Source organism: Salinimicrobium sp. 3283s, from assembly GCF_039602225.1.
GTDB classification, from domain to species: domain Bacteria; phylum Bacteroidota; class Bacteroidia; order Flavobacteriales; family Flavobacteriaceae; genus Salinimicrobium; species Salinimicrobium profundisediminis.
In genome coordinates this window covers 1,753,185-1,769,692 of sequence record NZ_CP143631.1, presented here as the reverse complement: position 1 = coordinate 1,769,692, position 16,508 = coordinate 1,753,185, and the positions used below count along the sequence as shown (strand labels likewise).

Here is a 16,508-nt window from a genome sequence, read left to right as displayed (position 1 = left end):
TGTTTTTAAGAATTATAAGCCCACTTGAGGTAGATAGAACCCCAGGTGAAGCCACCTCCAAACGAAGCAAAAATAAGATTATCTCCTTTTTTAAACTGTTTTTCGAAGTCGCTTAATAGTAAAGGCAAAGTAGCCGAAGTTGTATTACCATACCTATGAATATTCATAAGCACTTTGGAATCATCGATCCCCATTCGGCTTGAAGTTGCATCTATAATCCGGCGGTTAGCCTGGTGTGGCACCAGCCAGTTGACATCTTCATTTGAAAGATTATTTCGCTCCATGATCTTTGCACTCACATCGGCCATATTGGTAACGGCAAATTTGAATACGGTCTTTCCATCCTGAAAGACATAATGTTGCTTATCGGCCACTGTTTGTGCCGTTGCAGGAATAAGAGAGCCACCGGCAGAAATTTTGAGAAATTCTCTTCCGGCGCCATCGCTTCTAAGAATTTCATCCTGTAGCCCAAGACCTTCTTCATTGGGTTCAAACAAAGCAGCCCCTGCGCCATCTCCAAAGATGATACAGGTAGTTCTATCTGTATAGTCAATAATTGAAGACATTTTATCGGCCCCTATAACAAGAACCTTTTTGTACCTGCCGCTTTCAATATATGCTGCGGCGGTAGACATCCCGTAGAGAAAACTGGAGCAGGCAGCCTGCAGGTCGTAAGCAAAAGCATTTACGGCACCTATTTGTGATGCCACGTAAACACCTGTCGCTGCGACCGGAAGGTCGGGCGTTGCCGTAGCCATAATTAGCAGGTCAATTTCTGCCGGGTCTATTCCAGATTTATCTATAAGGTTTTGGGCGGCTTTAATTGCCAGGTAGGAAGTTCCTTTATCAGCATCCTTAAGGATGCGGCGCTCTTTGATGCCGGTTCTTGAGGTGATCCACTCGTCGTTGGTATCAACCATAGTCTCAAGGATTTTGTTTGAAAGAACAAATTCCGGTACATACGCGCCTACAGCTGTAATCGCTGCTGTTGTTTTACTCATAAACATGCATTTAATGCCTCTGCAAAATGGTTAAATTACTGAGAAACAGTAGACTAATAAAACTCACAATACAGCGGTGCAAATTAAGGTGTTTTTAGCACTTTATCAACTTAAAACAAAAAACTCTCACTATGTGAGAGTTTGGAGTATTTTCAAAGCTCTTGAATATTAAGCTTCTACTTCTTCTGTATTGTCAATTAACACCTGACCACGGTAGTATAATTTACCTTCATGCCAGTGTGCCCTGTGGTACAAATGAGCTTCTCCTGTAGTAGGATCTGTAGCTATTTGTGGTACAGAGGCTTTATAATGCGTTCTTCTTTTATCTCTCCTCGTCTTTGAGGTCTTTCTCTTAGGATGTGCCATGGCTGCGTATTATTTATCGTTTAATAAATTTTTCAATTTTTCCCAGCGGGGATCTATGTCCTCCTCTGTTTTAGTCTCTTTTTCTCGCGGACTTAACTCGTCCAGCTTTTCAAGTACATCTGACTTTAAAGTGCCATCTAGCACTCCAGGATGAACTCTTTTTGACGGAACGGCCAAAACCAGCATTTCATAAATGTACTGTTGGATATTTACCTCGTACTCACCATGCGGCAAGATCAAAATATCCTCATTGTCATCGTTATACTCCTGCCCAAACTTAATTACCAGAAATAGCTCACTGTCTATTGGCTGGTCATAAGGTTCGTTTGTAAGGTCGCAGTAAACGTTTACCATTCCCGATGCTTTAAAAGTGAGCTCCAACATGGTCGATTTCTTCTCAAAAAGAAGATCTATCTTTATGTTGGCACTGTTAAATTCATCGTAATCAAAATGTTCAAAGAACTTATTGTCAACCTCGTACTTGAACTGGTGTTTACCTTGTTTAAGACCCACAAAGGGGATCGTAAACTCCTTTAGTTTCCTCATTTCATCATCAGTTTCAAGTGCCTACCCCTCAGGATAAGGCGGGTGCAAAGATATAAAAATTAATTAACTGCCTATTCTTTATGAACAATTTTTTGTTTATATCTTCTTGCCCTGTTTCTTCAGGACGTTTTGGGTGAGTTCTTCATATTCCTGACGGCTTTTAAAGATATCTATTCCCTTGAACAAGGCTTCTTTAAATGAGTGGTGATCGGCCTCGTTCTTTCCGGCAATCTCGTATGCCGTACCGTGATCGGGCGAAGTGCGCACCTTACTAAGACCGGCTGTGAAATTAACCCCGCTTCCGAAGGAAAGGGTTTTAAAAGGAATTAATCCCTGGTCGTGATAAGCTGCAATAATTGCATCAAAATTTTTATAATTACCACTTCCGAAGAAACTGTCGGCAGAATAGGGGCCAAAAATGAGCTTTCCGGAGTTCCTTATTTTTTCAAGAGTGGGCTTCATGATCTCCTCATCCTCATTTCCAATAACTCCGCCGTCACCACTGTGCGGATTAATTCCCAGCACCGCAATTTTAGGCTGCGAGATCCTGAAATCCTGCTGCAACGTTTTATGAATGATCCTCACTTTCTTTTCGATCAATTGGGGTGTTATAGCTGCAGCTACATCTTTTACCGCCACATGATCTGTCAAAAGCCCAACTTTTAAGGTATCGGTGATCATAAACATGAGGCTTTCCCCTCCCAATTCCTTTGCCAGATAATCTGTATGGCCCGGAAAGCGAAACTCTTCACTCTGAATGTTGTGTTTATTTATAGGCGCGGTAACAAGAATATCAACATCACCCTGCTTTAGAGCATTGGTTGCTGCCTGTAACGAAAGAAAGGCATGCCTGCCGGCCTCTTCTGTCTCCTCACCAAAATTCACCGTCACATTCTCTTTCCAGACATTTACCACATTGAACTTATTATCAATGGCCTGGGCTGCATCATCAACCCCCTGAAAGGCAATATCGATATTGAGTTTTTTCTTGATGAACGTAATGGTTCTGGCCGATGCAAATACAACCGGTGTGCAGAGCTCCATCATTCTAACATCCTCAAAAGTCTTAAGCACGATCTCACTTCCAATTCCGTTGAGATCTCCAATACTAATTCCCACTTTTATTTTGTCGGATGATTTCATAATGTTTTCCTGTATTTACACTAATTTTATACCTGCAAAGGTAATTAATAATAGGAGAATGTTTACAGGCATCATTGAAGAACTGGGAGTAGTCACGGCACTGACTAAAAGTGGAGACAACCTTAATATTAGTATTAAAGCCAACTTTACTTCACAGCTGAAGATAGATCAAAGTGTAGCTCATAACGGCGTATGTTTGACTGTGGTAGATATTGCACAGGGGGAATATACTGTTACTGCTATTGCTGAAACCCTCTCAAAAACCAACCTGGGAGAATTAAAGAAAGGAGATGTGGTAAACCTGGAGCGGGGTATGCAATTGGGCGCCCGGCTAGACGGCCATATTGTGCAGGGCCATGTAGACCAAACCGCTTTATGCACCGCAGTGGCGGAAAAGAATGGCAGCTGGGAGTTTACTTTTGAATATGACCCTGGGCTGCAAAACATCACTATAGAAAAAGGTTCTATTACTGTAAACGGGGTAAGCTTAACCGTTGTGAATTCGGGTAAGAACAACTTTAGCGTGGCTATTATTCCCTACACCTTTGAGCATACCACTTTTAAAATGATCAAAAAGGGAACCAGAGTCAACCTGGAATTTGACGTTATTGGGAAGTATGTAAAGCGACTTACTCAGTTAAATCCTTAAGTTCCTCCTCTTTCTTCCTGAGTCTGAATAACTGGAATGCTCCAAGCGCAACCCCCGAAAGGAACAGGGGCAACAAATAATCGTTTATAGGTAAGCAAAAACCCGGTGGTGGTGGTGGACTGCCGTCTCCTGGATCATCAGTTTCTCCACAACCATTATCTGTCGTGGAGTCCTGGGTGCTTTGCATCATAGGCGGTGGTGGGTTCTTCGAATCCTGCGCATAAGCGCCCTGGAAATAAATTCCAAAGGCAAGACCTGCAAGCAGAACAAGTATGATCTGGTATTTCCCCCGTTTACCCATGGTCACAATATTCTAATAATTAAAAGTAATAAACAAATTACCTGTCAGGGAATATCCAATAATTCACTTTCCTACTAATTATCAAATATATTGACTATCACCCTGCAGAATTTCTCCACCCTATCTAAGGTTTACTTTTCTTACAAAATTACAGGTTATCCTGCATTTTTTGCTCTTCAGCACTCTAAAAAGGTGTTTATCTATAAATTTATAAATTGAGATCCTATTTTAGCCTTATGAATAAATATATCTTTTTTCTTTTCTTTAGTTTAAGCATTGTAACGACTCAGGCACAGGATTCTTTAAATACTGCAGGCGAACTTATTATTGGATTAACCGAGGCTCCTCCTTTTGTGATGAAGGAGGGAAGCGATTTTGCGGGTCTTAGTATTGAATCATGGAAGCTGGTAAACAGGGAATTGAATGCTAATTATAAGTATAAGCAATTCGAAACTCTTGATGCGCTGCTACAGGCGGTAGAACAGGGAAAAGTTGATCTTAGCATCAACCCCATCACTGTTACCGATAAGAGAATGCAAAAAATGGATTTTTCACAGCCCTACTTCATCTCTTACACCGGGATTGCAAGAAAAAGTGGTTCTGCAGTCTGGAGATACCTCTCTAATATTTTTAGCTGGAACTTCTTCTCGGCCATACTTATCCTGGTGGGGGTCATCTTTATTTTTGGAATGCTGGTCTGGATCTTTGAACGAAAAAAGAACAAAGAAGAATTTGGGCCCGGTGCCAAAGGAATACTCCAGGGCTTCTGGTGGAGTGCAGTGACCATGACCACCGTGGGCTACGGGGATAAGTCGCCACGTACTTTTGGTGGGAGAGTTGTAGGTTTTATCTGGATGTTCATAGCTATTATCATGATCTCTACCCTTACAGCGGGAATTGCCTCTTCCCTTACCGTACAAAACATTCAGGATGAGATTGGCACGGTTCAGGATCTGGAAAGATTTGAGATCTATACCGTAAAAAGTTCCAGTGCACAGGAATTACTGGACCAGTACAACATTGATTCCTATAAAGTTCTCAATGCCAACGAGGGCCTGGAAGCGCTCCTGGAGAATGATAAAAACGTGCTGGTATACGATAAACCTATTCTTAGCTATTATATTGAAGAAAAAGAACTGCAGGAGGAACTTACCGTTCTTGAAAACAGCCTCAAAAAAGACTACTACAGTTATAGTTTCCCAAAGCACTCTAAACTTGTAAACCAAATAGACCCTATTCTTATTGGAACGCTGAAAACCATGGAATGGAACAGCCTGATTTCTGAATACAAGTAATCATACAGTCACTTTATCTCCTTCCCCAGCTTTATAAGTGACTACATTAGCTTCTGAAGAACTTTATATTTTTTTCACTTCATTTCATTTAATATTGTAACATTACTGCTGAAAATCAGACACATTACTATTTAGCACTTATTATATTCAGCAAATTTTAACTAAAACCAAAAGAAGTATGAAAAAAGTAAGGTTCCTCGCAATGGCACTTATGCTGCCCTTGTTAACCTCCACCTTTACTTCCTGTGATGACCTGCAGGGAAAAGAAACTGACAGTCTCCAGGACCAGAGCCTGTCTATTGAGTACGAAAAATACGAACTTGACAACGGTCTAAATGTGGTACTGCACCAGGACAAGTCAGATCCTATTGTGTCAGTTGCCATCCAGTACGGGGTGGGTTCTAACCGGGAGAAAAAAGGCCGCACAGGTTTTGCGCATCTCTTTGAACACATGTTATTCCAGGAATCTGAAAATGTACCACAAGATCAATTCTTTAAAAAAATCCAGGATGTGGGTGGAACCCTAAACGGCGGTACCTGGCAGGATGGTACTGTTTATTATGAAGTAGTACCCCAAAATGCACTTGAAATGGTGCTCTGGCTGGAATCTGACCGTATGGGATATTTCATTAATACTGTAACTGAAGCTGCATTTGCCAACCAGCAGGAGGTAGTACAGAATGAGAAACGCCAGCGGGTAGACAACAACCCTTATGGACACACCGGCTGGGTGATCGATAAAAACCTTTTCCCTGATGGCCACCCATACAGCTGGCAGGTGATAGGCGAACTTGAAGACCTTCAAAGTGCCACTATAGCTGATGTTAAGGAATTCTACGACAAATTTTATGGCCCCAACAACGCCACCCTGGTGATTGCCGGAGATTTTGACAGGGACGAGACCAAAGCAATGATCGAGAAGTATTTTGGCGAAATAAAAAAGCGTCAGGAAGTTGCCCCGCTTGAGGTACAAAACGTAAAGCTTTCAGAAACTAAAAGGCTTTACCATGAAGATAACTTTGCTACCGCACCTCAGCTCAATATGGTGTGGCCTACAGTTGAACATTATACTGCCGATGCCTATGCGCTCGATTTCCTGGGAGAGATCCTTTCCGACGGAAAAGAAGCGCCACTGTATGAAGTACTGGTAAAAGAAGAAGAACTGGCCTCTGAACCAATAGCCTTCAACAGCTCTGATCAAATTGCCGGGAAATTTCGAATCCTGGTCACTGCCAACGCAGGGGTAGATTTAGACAGTGTTGAAGCCGGTATTGAAAAAGCCTTTGATAGTTTTGAAAAAGAAGGAGTTACAGAACGGGATATTGAACGCATTAAAGCAGGTCTTGAAACCGATTTTTACAACGGCATAAGCAGCGTACTTGGAAAATCCTTCCAGCTCGCCCAATATGATGTCTTCACCGGAGACCCGGGTTACATTGAAAAAGATATAGAAAATATCAAAAAAGTGACCAAAGAAGATGTGATGAGGGTATATAATACCTACATCAAAGATAAGCCTTTCGTGATGACCAGCTTTGTACCTAAAGGCCAATTAGAGCTTATTGCTGAAAACTCTGAAAAAGCACAGGTCGTAGAGGAAGAGATCACCGAAAACGTAGAGGCCGAAGTTGCTGCTACCGAAGAAAAGACCATTGAAAAAACACCTTCAAAGATCGACAGATCTACACCTCCTCAATTGGGTGAGGCGCCCGGCTTAAATGTTCCTGAGTCATGGAACCTGGTGCTTGAAAATGACCTGGAAGTCTATGGCATTGAGCAAAATGAATTGCCATTGGTAAACTTTAGCCTGGTAATTGAAGGCGGACATTTACTTGACGACCTCAGCAAAAACGGGGTAGCCAACCTAATGACCGATATCCTTATGGAAGGTACGGCCAACAAAACACCTGCAGAACTCGAAGAGGCTATAGATCTTCTTGGAGCTAACCTGTATATGTACACCACAGATGAGTCTATAGTTATTAGAGGGAACAGCCTTGCAAGGAACTTTGAAGCAACCATGGAACTCGTGGAAGAAATCCTTCTTGAGCCACGATGGGATGAGGAAGAGCTGGCACGCATCAAAACCAGCACAATCAATTCCATAAAAAGAAATGAGGCCAATCCTAATGTAATTGCCAACCAGGTGTATAACAAGCTGCTTTATGGAGAGAACCATCCTTTTGCCTATCCCACATCGGGTACGGTAGAGTCTGTAGAAGCCATTAGCATGCAGGATCTTAAAGATTACTACAACAAGTATTTTTCTCCTACAGTAAGCCGTTTCCATGTTGTGGGCGATGTTTCACAGGAACAAGCACTGGATGTACTCGCCGACCTCAAAGACAATTGGGAGCCTAAAGAAGTTACCATCCCTGAATTTGAGGTAGTAACCAATAGAGACAAAGCTTCCTTGTATTTTGTAGATGTACCTGGTGCCAAGCAGTCGGTGATCAATATTGGTTACCTCGCTCTTCCCCGCACCAGCGAAGACTTCTTCCCTGCCGAGGTGATGAACTACAAGTTGGGAGGTTCTTTTTCGGGTAACGTAAACCTGGTACTAAGAGAAGAAAAAGGATATACCTACGGCGCCCGCAGTGGTTTTAGTGGTTCTAAGATCCCCGGCACCTTTACAGCCTCTTCTAGCGTGCGCACCAATGCCACAGGAGAATCTGTAGGTATTTTTAAAGATGAGATTGCCAAATACAGGAATGGCATCACGCCCGAAGATCTCGAATTCACCAAAAATGCCCTTATCAAGTCTAATGCCCGCCGTTTTGAGACACAACCCTCACTGCTGGGCATGCTTCAGGAAAGGAGCGCGTATGACCTTCCGGCCGATTATATTAAGCAGGAAGAGGAAGTTATTCGCAACATGACTCTTGAAGAGCATAGAAAACTGGCCCAAAAATATCTTGACGAGTCCAAAATGGCTTACCTGGTGGTGGGAGATGCCGCTACGCAATTTGAGCAGTTCAAAGATATGGGCTTTGATGAAGTTAAATTGATCAATAAACAAGGGGAAGAAGTAAAACCCGAAGCAGTAAAGCCCTAAACAATTTTTTAAAATTCAATTATAAGCTCCCGTGTTCGCGGGAGCTTTTTTTTATTCTTAAGGGTAGGTTTTAAAACCCAATTACTTTTTTTAATTACACCTTACCTCGTCTTTAATGGCATAATACGGTTAGCTATTTTAAAGCCTGCAAAATTCACTAAAAAAATTAGGAAGAATAATCTACTTTTGCCGCATGGCAACAAGAGGTGGATTTTCAAGCAGGTTAGGCTTTATAGCCGCAGCCGCAGGATCGGCAGTAGGCTTGGGGAATATTTGGCAGTTTCCGTATGTGGCAGGACAAAACGGAGGGGCCGCTTTTTTAATAATCTATGTTTTCTGGATTTTCCTAATAGGTTTTCCAATAATGTTGGGAGAAATCACCCTGGGCCGCAGTGCACAGTCCAACCCTTATGGAGCTTATAAAAAATACGGCGGAAAAGCCTGGGGACTTGTAGGGCTGTTCGGCATTCTTTCAGGAATCATGATCCTCTCTTTCTATAATGTGGTTTCTGGTTGGGCCTTCGGTTATTTTCTTGAAACAGCCTTCGGAAATTTATTGGAAGAAAATGATTTTTCCTCCTTTTTTGGAGAATACGTAGCCGATTATTCAGATAATCTCTGGTTTAGCTTTGGGTTTATGGCCATTACTGCCGTGATAGTACTGCAGGGCGTCAAAAAAGGCATTGAAGGTTCTGCAAAAATATTGATGCCGGCGCTTTTTTTCCTGCTACTGGGAATCATAGTTTACGGGCTCACCTTACCGGGAGCCATAGAGGGCGTGAAGTTTTATTTGCTGCCCAACTTTAGCCTTATTAATGCCGAAACTATTTACTCTGCTCTTGGGCAGGCTTTCTTTTCCCTAAGCCTGGGAATGGGCGGTTTGATTACTTATGGCTCTTATCTTAGTAAACAGGAAAATATCTTAAGCTCTGCCAGCCTGGTGGTAATTGCAGATACCATGGTGGCATTTTTGGCAGGTTTAATGATCTTCCCGCTTGTTTTCTCTCAAGGCCAATCTCCTTCAGAAGGCCCGGGACTGGTATTTGTAGCACTTCCCGGAATCTTTCAGGCCATGGGGCCAGTGTTGGGGAAAATCGTAGGGAGTAGTTTTTTCCTTTTGCTGTGTTTTGCCGCCCTCACCTCTACCATCTCCCTGCTGGAGGTGGCCGTTGCCTATCTCATAGACGAGCGCAAATGGTCCCGCCGCAGGGCAGTTTCTTTGATGGCTCTTGTTATCTTTTTTATTGGAATACCCAGTATGCTGGGTTACGGTGCCATTCAAAGCTTAACCAGCTTCACTTTTTACGAAGGCACATCAAAAAGCTTTATGGACCTTGTACAGGATATATTTTCGGTTATTGCGCTGCCCCTTGGAGGGTTCCTGCTTAGTGTCTTTATCGCCACCCGGTGGACCACTGCCAAATTTTCTGATGAAATAAGCCAGGGTGCAAAAAATTATAAAGGCTCTTTTATGGAAGGCTTTTTAAATATAATGATCAAATTTATTTGTCCGGTAGTTTTGGGGCTCATGTTCATACTTACCCTGCTTCAAAAGTTCTTTAACATACAGCTGTTTTAGCTTTCTTCGGAAGTAAAAAATACAGCTAAAATATCCCGGAACATATTTTGTTTTTTGCGCTGGTGACAAATTTCACCTCACTCAGCCTTCAAATAACCTGCTTTAATTTTTTCTGCGGAATAAATGCACAATGCAGCAAGGATGTAAATAACGATATCGAGCCATTCAAAATGATTCCCTAACACCATCGAAGCAATCCTGTTATCCTGAAGATTTAGAAGAGAAAGAAGCCCGAAATATTGCGAAGCTTCAACAGCAAAGGCGAAAAACAGCACTCCAAAAATGGCATTTTTGACAGGAATATTAAAAAAGCTTTTTAAAAGGAAGTAGAGAAAGATGACCACCAGGAAATCTCCGCCGTAGGGCCTAATGATCGTATCGTTTATAAAAGCAGCAATAAAAACTTCTGTAAAGAAAAGAAGAACAGCCGCCGCAAAATAATTGAAATGAAATTGCACCCCGGCAAGCTAATAAAAACTATAAAACCCTGGTGTCAATAAATGATTTTAGAATATTTTTGATTTGCTGCTGGGTTTCGAGATCCATTCCCTTCACAGATTCGCAGTATTGGCTTACCAGTTCGGGCTTTGAATATTCCGCTTCATCCAGATGTTCAACAATATAATGATCACAAGAGCCTTTTGAGAGGTCTTTTCCCACCACCTGGATAATGTTATTGTGACGGTGGTCTTCTTTTATACGCTGAAACAGCTCCAAAACCTTTGTCTTTTCTCCTTCCAGCACCTGAAAGAAATTGCCTTCAGAAAAAAGGAGCATTCCTTTAATATTTTCCTTGTTGTTCTTCTCCCGCCATTTGGGAAGTAAGGTTTCAATCTCGCCAACTGTAAAATTGTTGCTGGCAGTACTTATAAAACATATTGCATGCTCCATTAAAAGGGGTTTTTCAGACCCAATTTAAAAAAGTATAGTTTTTATAAATCCTAAGAATTTCACAAATCCTTCATTTTAATGTAAAACCCACATTTCTTCGGAAGTGAATTTCTCCACAACTTCTTCGGAAAAAATCACCCCTCAAAAATGCCATTTTTGGAAGGAATTTCCAGTAAAATTTCAGGAATAACCGAAATAGACAAAAAACATTCAGCTTTACTGCAACAAATATGATTTTTTGTTGTCTATTAACTAAACTTCTTGATGAAATCACTTTTTTCAGCCCTTTTTCTCTTGTTAAGTATTTCGGCTTTTACACAGGAAAAAGACAGTATTCCGAGGAAACAGATCTACATCTCCCGCATTAATGACGCTCCAAAGATTGACGGCAGGTTAGACGATGCTGCGTGGAAAAATGCGGCCAGCGCTACCAATTTTGTGGAACGGCTTCCAAACAACGGGCGATCTATCCCCGATAGCCTTGCAACCCATGTAAAAGTAGCTTATGACGATCTGGGGATTTACTTTGGGGCCGAAATGCTGGACCCTAATCCTTCAGAAATAAGAAAAGAACTCACAGAGCGGGATGGAATTGGCAATGACGACTTCTTCTTTATTTTACTAAACGGGTACAATGACCGGCAACAGAGCATGCAGTTTATTGTAACGGCTGCAGGAGTACAATACGATGCAAAAATGACCAACGGCAACGAAGATTCTTCGTGGAACGCCGTTTGGTACAGCAATGTAGATATCAATGACCGCGGGTGGACGGCCGAGATCTTTATCCCTTATTCCGAATTGCGGTTTCCTGAAAAAGCCATTCAGGAATGGGGTTTGCAAATGGAGCGGGAGTTTAAACGCAGCGGCACCCGGTACAGCTGGAGCCCCGTAGATAACACCAAAGGATCTTTTTCTATATATGACGGCGAGATTCACGGTATTGAGCACATTCAAACCCCCACCCGACTATCGGTACAGCCTTACGTCTCTACTTACCTCAACAGTTACGACGGCGAGACCAGCACTAACGTTAACGGCGGAATGGACCTGAAATATGGCATTAATGACGCTTTTACGTTCGACATGATTTTGATCCCCGATTTTGGACAAACTAAATTCGATGAATCTGTGCTCAATCTTTCGGCTTTTGAAGTGCAATATGATGAGCAGCGACCTTTTTTTACTGAAGGAACCGAACTCTTTACCAAAGGGGACCTCTTCTATTCGCGCAGGGTGGGCGGTGCGCCTTTTGGAGATGTGGCACTTCAGGAAGAAGAAGAGATCCTTGATTTTCCTTCTTCCGTAGATCTTATCAATGCTTTGAAGGTCTCGGGAAGGACAGATGGTGGGCTGGGAATCGGATTTTTTAACGCCATTACCGAAAAGACCTGTGTCACTGTGAAGAATACCGAAACCGGTGCCACCCGCCGGGAGCTTATTGAACCTTTCACCAATTACAATATCCTGGTGCTCGATCAACGCTACGGCGACAATTCTTCTGTATCGCTGGTAAATACCAACACCACCCGCGAAGGCCATTTTAGGGATGCCAACGCTACCGGCCTGTATGTTGACCACACAAATAAGACCAATACGTTTAATTATTTTGGAGGGATTGAAGGCAGCTGGGTAATGGAAGAAGACACCAAAACAGGTATGGAGGCCCAGGCCGGAGTATCAAAAATTAGTGGAAAGAACCGGATGGACCTCAACGCCAATTTACGCACCAAAGATTATGATATTAACGACCTTGGCTATTCCAGCGCCACAAATTTTGTACGTTACCAGGGCCTGTACCAGCGCAGGCTTTTGCAGCCAAAAGGCTTTCTAAACAACATGTACCTCAACTGGGTAAGTGTACATGAACGCCGCCTGGAACCCGACCTGCACAGCAAATGGATCCTCAACTTTAATTCCAGCTTTACTACCCGGGAGTTTTTCAACTTTGGCGGTGGCTTTGAAACCACTCCCATTGGCACAAACGATATTTATGAGCCACGGGTAGATGGCAAGTACTTTAGCATTCCTGCTTATTATGATGTGTGGCTTTGGTTCAATACAGATTTCAGGAAGAAGCTGGTAGTAGAAGTATTGGCCGACTGGTACAAGTATGATGAACGTGGCCGGGGAGATCTCATTTTTGATTTTAGCCCGCGATACAGGTTTTCAGACAAATTCAATGTGCGACTGTCCACCAACGTGAGATTGTCTGACAAAGAAGAGGGCTTTGTTGATTTCCTGAAGGCTGATGATATCCTTTTTGGGCAGCGCGATCGCAACACCATTGTGAACTCCCTGGGTGCAAATTACATCTTCAACAACAAAATGGGATTGAACCTGGCCTTTAGGCACTATTATTCTGAAGTGTTTTATTCTGAATTTTACACGCTCCAAAACGATGGAGGTTTAAGCGATTACGGTTCCAAAAATGACGAATACAATACCACTTACAACAGCTGGAACCTGGATTTACGCTTCTCCTGGTGGTTCGCCCCCGGCAGCCAGATGACGCTGCTCTATCGCAACGCCACCGACAGCTACATAGAGCGTTCGCACATCAATATTGGCGACAACTTTAAAAACCTTTTTGATCAACCACAGGTGAACAGCCTTTCTTTAAGGATCTCCTACTACCTGGATTACAACCGCGTTAAAAGCTGGTTTAAATCTAACGACAGACCCACCGTACCTCAGGATGCCGTTGGTTACCGGGAATCAAAAATGAGGTTATAAGAGACATATTTTATTCTGAAGAAGAGGTGCCAAAAATGGCATTTTTGGGAGGTGATTTTGAGAGGTCTTATTAAGCAACTCTGGTCTCTGCCTAAATTTTTTCCAGGTAACGGTATTATTAAAAAGGTTCCCCGAATTCATTTCCGCCATCTCCCAGTCTATTCTGAAAAATTGATAAAGTGTGTTTTTAACAATTATTTTCTACATTTATAGAAAATGATTCATTATGGGTAATAAATCACTATTTAGAAATTGGGCACTTATTCTTTTTTGCACCTTAGGTGCCGGACAATTATTCGCGCAACTCAGCATTAATGAAAAAGAATATTTTGAAACCCGCGGGCTAAACGTCCTTGTTTTTAGCAATGAGTATAATGGATTCTTTTTTGACGAAAAAAATGCCGGTATAGAACTCATCCATCACGGAATGAGAAGTAGTACCGGAGGAGCTGTAAGATTGCAGAATACGCCTGAACAATGGGACCTTGTACCTTCACTTGTAGAACGAAAGGTAGATCGTGCTTCCAATACCATAGAGGTCACCACCCGTTATAACCAGTTGGATTTAACCTCAAAGATCATTGTCAAAGCTGAGGGAAAAGGGGTGAATATTTCTGTGCATCTCGATAAACCCCTGCCTGAAAACCTGGAAGGAAAAGCCGGGTTTAACCTTGAATTCCTGCCTGCTGCTTATTTTGAAAAGTCTTACCTGGTAAATGGAAAACCCGGTATCTTCCCTCTTTACCCATCGGGTAATACCAAAATTAAACCTATAAGTGAAAAAGTTCCACAGTTTGCCGGTCATTCAACTTTAGACACCCGCGGGGAAGAAGAATTCATTGAACCCCAACCCCTGGCCTCTGGTAAAACTATCATCCTGGCACCCGAAGATTCTTATCACCGTGTAAAAATTACTTCAGAAACCGAGATCTCTTTATTTGACGGGAGAAGCCTGGCCCAAAATGGCTGGTTTGTTACGCGCAGTATACTCCCGGCCAATAAAACAGGTAAAGTTTTGGAATGGCATCTGGAAGCCAACACCGTTGCTAACTGGATACGGGAACCAAATATTGGTTTTTCTCAAATTGGCTATCACCCGGAACAAAAAAAGCTTGCTATCATAGAATTAGATAAAAACGATGATGGGTTGCAAACTGCCTCTTTGTATCAGATAACTCCGGAGGGAAAAACAGTTGAGAAATTAACCGGGAAGGTAACCGAATGGGGGGAACATTTCAGGTACAATTATGTCAATTTTGATTTTTCCGAAGTAACCGAAACGGGGATTTATTTTATAAAATACGGAGATCAAACCACAAATACCTTTCCTATAAGTGAGCAGGTTTACGAAACGGCGTGGCACCCAACGCTGGATATCTTCTTTCCTGTGCAAATGGATCATATGAAGGTAAATGAAGCTTACAGGACCTGGCACGGGAGACCTTTTATGGATGATGCTTTGCAGGCGCCGCTGGAGCAGGAACATTTTGACGGCTACAGCATGGGAACCTCTACAGGTACAAAATTTGAACCCTACGAACACATCCCCGGCCTTGATGTAGGCGGGTGGTTTGACGCAGGAGATTATGACATTCAAACCGGAACCCATTGTCTAACCATTACAGATCTTGTTGCTTCCTGGGAAGAGTTTGGTCTGGAGCGCGATCAAACTCATATCAACCAGGAAAATCGATACGTTGATATCCACCGGCCCGACGGGCAAATAGATATCCTGCAGCAAATAGAACATGGCACCTTAAACCTGGTAGCACAAATAAATAATATAGGACACCCGGTTAGGGGGATCATAGTTCCTAACCTGCACCAGTACCATCATCTTGGAGACGCCTCAACAGAAACCGATAACCTGCCCTACAATCCCAATTTGCAGCCATTCGAAAGTGATGGAGTATCCAGCGGAAATATGGATGACAGGTGGGTGTTTTCTGAACGTTCCCCTTACCTGGACTACAGCACCGCCGGTGCATTGGCTGCCGCAAGCCGGGCTTTAAAAGATTATAATCCTTCCCTCTCTGCAGAATGTCTTGAACTGGCAAAAAAACTTTGGCAGGAAAATGAGAATATGCCTGCGCCTGAGCCTTCTTCAGGATATTTCGCCCGTTTCCTTAAACTCAGCGAAATGAATGCTTCTATGCAGCTCTATGTGACTACTAAAGACACTCAATATGCTGAAGCCTTTGAATCTAAGATATGGAATGCGATGGATGAAACCCTGGACAGGACCATTGATATAGCTTTGCACGCTGCGCCCCATATGGACACAGAATTCAATAATAAATTAAAAACCTATGTTCAAAAATATACTTCAGAAATAGACCAATTGGAAAAGGATAACCCTTATGGAGTACCCATGTTCCGCAGGCCGGGTTGGGGCGGGAACCACGGCATTATAGATTTCGCCATCGCCAATTACAGGGCCCATAAGTTATTCCCGGACCTGGTAGATAGAGAGCATGTATTTAAAGGCTTACACTACATCTTCGGGAGGCACCCTCATTCTAACCTTTCTTTTGTTTCGGGAGTAGGTACAAAGAGCAAAAAAGTGGCTTATGGGAGTAACAGGGCAGACTTCAGTTTTATTGCCGGAGGCGTCGTACCGGGTATATTATTGATGAGTCCCGATTATCCCGAAAACAAAGAAAACTGGCCATTTTTTTGGGGTGAGAATGAATATATTGTTGATATTGGAGCCAGTTATATTTTTCTGGTAAACGCAGCAGATGAACTCCTTAAGGAAAAATAGTTACCACAGGCCTAATCTTTACTTCATGATAATGAGGTTCCAAAAATGACATTTTTGAGGCTTCTCTTCTTCGGAAAGAGTTTTCAAAAATGGCATTTTTGAAGGGTATAAAATCCAAACCCTCCCGATGCTGCTTTTTTTTAAAAAGGGATTCAAATTACATGGGTTTTAAGAAAAAAGAT

General features: G+C 42.5%; 13 protein-coding genes. 6 read left to right on the top strand and 7 right to left on the bottom strand.

Features of this window, described 5'->3' with window-relative positions:
• Positions 1-5 precede the first annotated feature (5 nt).
• From VS868_RS07755 to pdxA, 4 genes are all read right to left on the bottom strand, one after another.
• Positions 6-1,001, bottom strand: a complete 996-nt coding sequence (locus tag VS868_RS07755) for a beta-ketoacyl-ACP synthase III (RefSeq protein ID WP_266070907.1) — start codon at positions 999-1,001, stop codon at positions 6-8.
• A 168-nt stretch (positions 1,002-1,169) separates the two neighbouring features.
• The gene (gene rpmF / locus VS868_RS07750) at positions 1,170-1,367 is read right to left on the bottom strand and encodes a 50S ribosomal protein L32 (RefSeq protein WP_006988996.1); all 198 of its coding nucleotides are present in this window, start codon (positions 1,365-1,367) and stop codon (positions 1,170-1,172) included.
• A 9-nt stretch (positions 1,368-1,376) separates the two neighbouring features.
• Positions 1,377-1,913: a DUF177 domain-containing protein gene (locus VS868_RS07745; RefSeq protein WP_266070908.1), complete on the bottom strand. Its 537-nt coding sequence runs from the start codon at positions 1,911-1,913 to the stop codon at positions 1,377-1,379.
• A gap of 96 nt (positions 1,914-2,009) precedes the next feature.
• Positions 2,010-3,056 (bottom strand): 4-hydroxythreonine-4-phosphate dehydrogenase PdxA, encoded by a 1,047-nt coding sequence (gene pdxA / locus VS868_RS07740; RefSeq protein ID WP_345599757.1) that lies wholly within the window; start codon positions 3,054-3,056, stop codon positions 2,010-2,012.
• Between the two features lie 58 nt (positions 3,057-3,114).
• On the opposite strand from pdxA, the gene VS868_RS07735 reads away from it, so the two are divergent.
• On the top strand, positions 3,115-3,705 hold the full coding sequence (locus VS868_RS07735; RefSeq protein ID WP_266070910.1) for a riboflavin synthase: 591 nt from the start codon (positions 3,115-3,117) through the stop codon (positions 3,703-3,705).
• Here the strand turns inward: VS868_RS07735 and VS868_RS07730 are convergent.
• The gene (locus tag VS868_RS07730) at positions 3,686-4,006 is read right to left on the bottom strand and encodes a hypothetical protein (protein WP_345599756.1); all 321 of its coding nucleotides are present in this window, start codon (positions 4,004-4,006) and stop codon (positions 3,686-3,688) included. The genes VS868_RS07735 and VS868_RS07730 overlap by 20 nt on opposite strands.
• A gap of 236 nt (positions 4,007-4,242) precedes the next feature.
• Here VS868_RS07730 and VS868_RS07725 point away from each other — a divergent pair, with 236 nt between their 5' ends.
• The 3 genes from VS868_RS07725 to VS868_RS07715 all read left to right on the top strand — a co-directional run bounded on the left by VS868_RS07725 (position 4,243) and on the right by VS868_RS07715 (position 9,935).
• Complete coding sequence (locus VS868_RS07725; protein ID WP_266070912.1) at positions 4,243-5,301, top strand: transporter substrate-binding domain-containing protein; 1,059 nt, start codon at positions 4,243-4,245, stop codon at positions 5,299-5,301.
• 178 nt (positions 5,302-5,479) lie between these two features.
• Entirely contained in the window at positions 5,480-8,356 is a 2,877-nt protein-coding gene (locus VS868_RS07720) for a pitrilysin family protein (protein WP_345599755.1), read from the top strand.
• Between the two features lie 193 nt (positions 8,357-8,549).
• On the top strand, positions 8,550-9,935 hold the full coding sequence (locus VS868_RS07715) for a sodium-dependent transporter (protein WP_266070820.1): 1,386 nt from the start codon (positions 8,550-8,552) through the stop codon (positions 9,933-9,935).
• 77 nt (positions 9,936-10,012) lie between these two features.
• Here VS868_RS07715 and VS868_RS07710 read toward each other — a convergent pair whose 3' ends face one another.
• Both VS868_RS07710 and VS868_RS07705 read right to left on the bottom strand, forming a co-directional pair.
• Positions 10,013-10,393, bottom strand: coding sequence for a DUF2809 domain-containing protein (locus VS868_RS07710; RefSeq protein ID WP_345599754.1), 381 nt, complete (start codon positions 10,391-10,393; stop codon positions 10,013-10,015).
• 19 nt (positions 10,394-10,412) lie between these two features.
• On the bottom strand, positions 10,413-10,826 hold the full coding sequence (locus VS868_RS07705) for a BLUF domain-containing protein (RefSeq protein WP_266070822.1): 414 nt from the start codon (positions 10,824-10,826) through the stop codon (positions 10,413-10,415).
• Positions 10,827-11,090: 264 nt separating this feature from the next.
• On the opposite strand from VS868_RS07705, the gene VS868_RS07700 reads away from it, so the two are divergent.
• Together VS868_RS07700 and VS868_RS07695 are read left to right on the top strand one after the other, a co-directional pair.
• The gene (locus VS868_RS07700) at positions 11,091-13,562 is read left to right on the top strand and encodes a DUF5916 domain-containing protein (RefSeq protein ID WP_345599753.1); all 2,472 of its coding nucleotides are present in this window, start codon (positions 11,091-11,093) and stop codon (positions 13,560-13,562) included.
• 226 nt (positions 13,563-13,788) lie between these two features.
• The gene (locus tag VS868_RS07695) at positions 13,789-16,326 is read left to right on the top strand and encodes a glycoside hydrolase family 9 protein (RefSeq protein WP_345599752.1); all 2,538 of its coding nucleotides are present in this window, start codon (positions 13,789-13,791) and stop codon (positions 16,324-16,326) included.
• Positions 16,327-16,508 lie beyond the last annotated feature (182 nt).

Excerpts from the sequence above, each read along its gene's own strand:
- VS868_RS07735 (WP_266070910.1), top strand. The coding sequence starts at position 3,115 with ATGTTTACAGGCATCATTGAAGAACTGGGAGTAGTCACGGCACTGACT.
- VS868_RS07695 (WP_345599752.1), top strand. The coding sequence starts at position 13,789 with ATGGGTAATAAATCACTATTTAGAAATTGGGCACTTATTCTTTTTTGC.
- VS868_RS07700 (WP_345599753.1), top strand. The coding sequence starts at position 11,091 with ATGAAATCACTTTTTTCAGCCCTTTTTCTCTTGTTAAGTATTTCGGCT.
- VS868_RS07730 (WP_345599756.1), bottom strand. The coding sequence starts at position 4,006 with ATGGGTAAACGGGGGAAATACCAGATCATACTTGTTCTGCTTGCAGGT.
- VS868_RS07705 (WP_266070822.1), bottom strand. The coding sequence starts at position 10,826 with ATGGAGCATGCAATATGTTTTATAAGTACTGCCAGCAACAATTTTACA.
- pdxA (WP_345599757.1), bottom strand. The coding sequence starts at position 3,056 with ATGAAATCATCCGACAAAATAAAAGTGGGAATTAGTATTGGAGATCTC.
- VS868_RS07745 (WP_266070908.1), bottom strand. The coding sequence starts at position 1,913 with ATGAGGAAACTAAAGGAGTTTACGATCCCCTTTGTGGGTCTTAAACAA.
- rpmF (WP_006988996.1), bottom strand. The coding sequence starts at position 1,367 with ATGGCACATCCTAAGAGAAAGACCTCAAAGACGAGGAGAGATAAAAGA.
- VS868_RS07720 (WP_345599755.1), top strand. The coding sequence starts at position 5,480 with ATGAAAAAAGTAAGGTTCCTCGCAATGGCACTTATGCTGCCCTTGTTA.
- VS868_RS07755 (WP_266070907.1), bottom strand. The coding sequence starts at position 1,001 with ATGAGTAAAACAACAGCAGCGATTACAGCTGTAGGCGCGTATGTACCG.
- VS868_RS07725 (WP_266070912.1), top strand. The coding sequence starts at position 4,243 with ATGAATAAATATATCTTTTTTCTTTTCTTTAGTTTAAGCATTGTAACG.
- VS868_RS07715 (WP_266070820.1), top strand. The coding sequence starts at position 8,550 with ATGGCAACAAGAGGTGGATTTTCAAGCAGGTTAGGCTTTATAGCCGCA.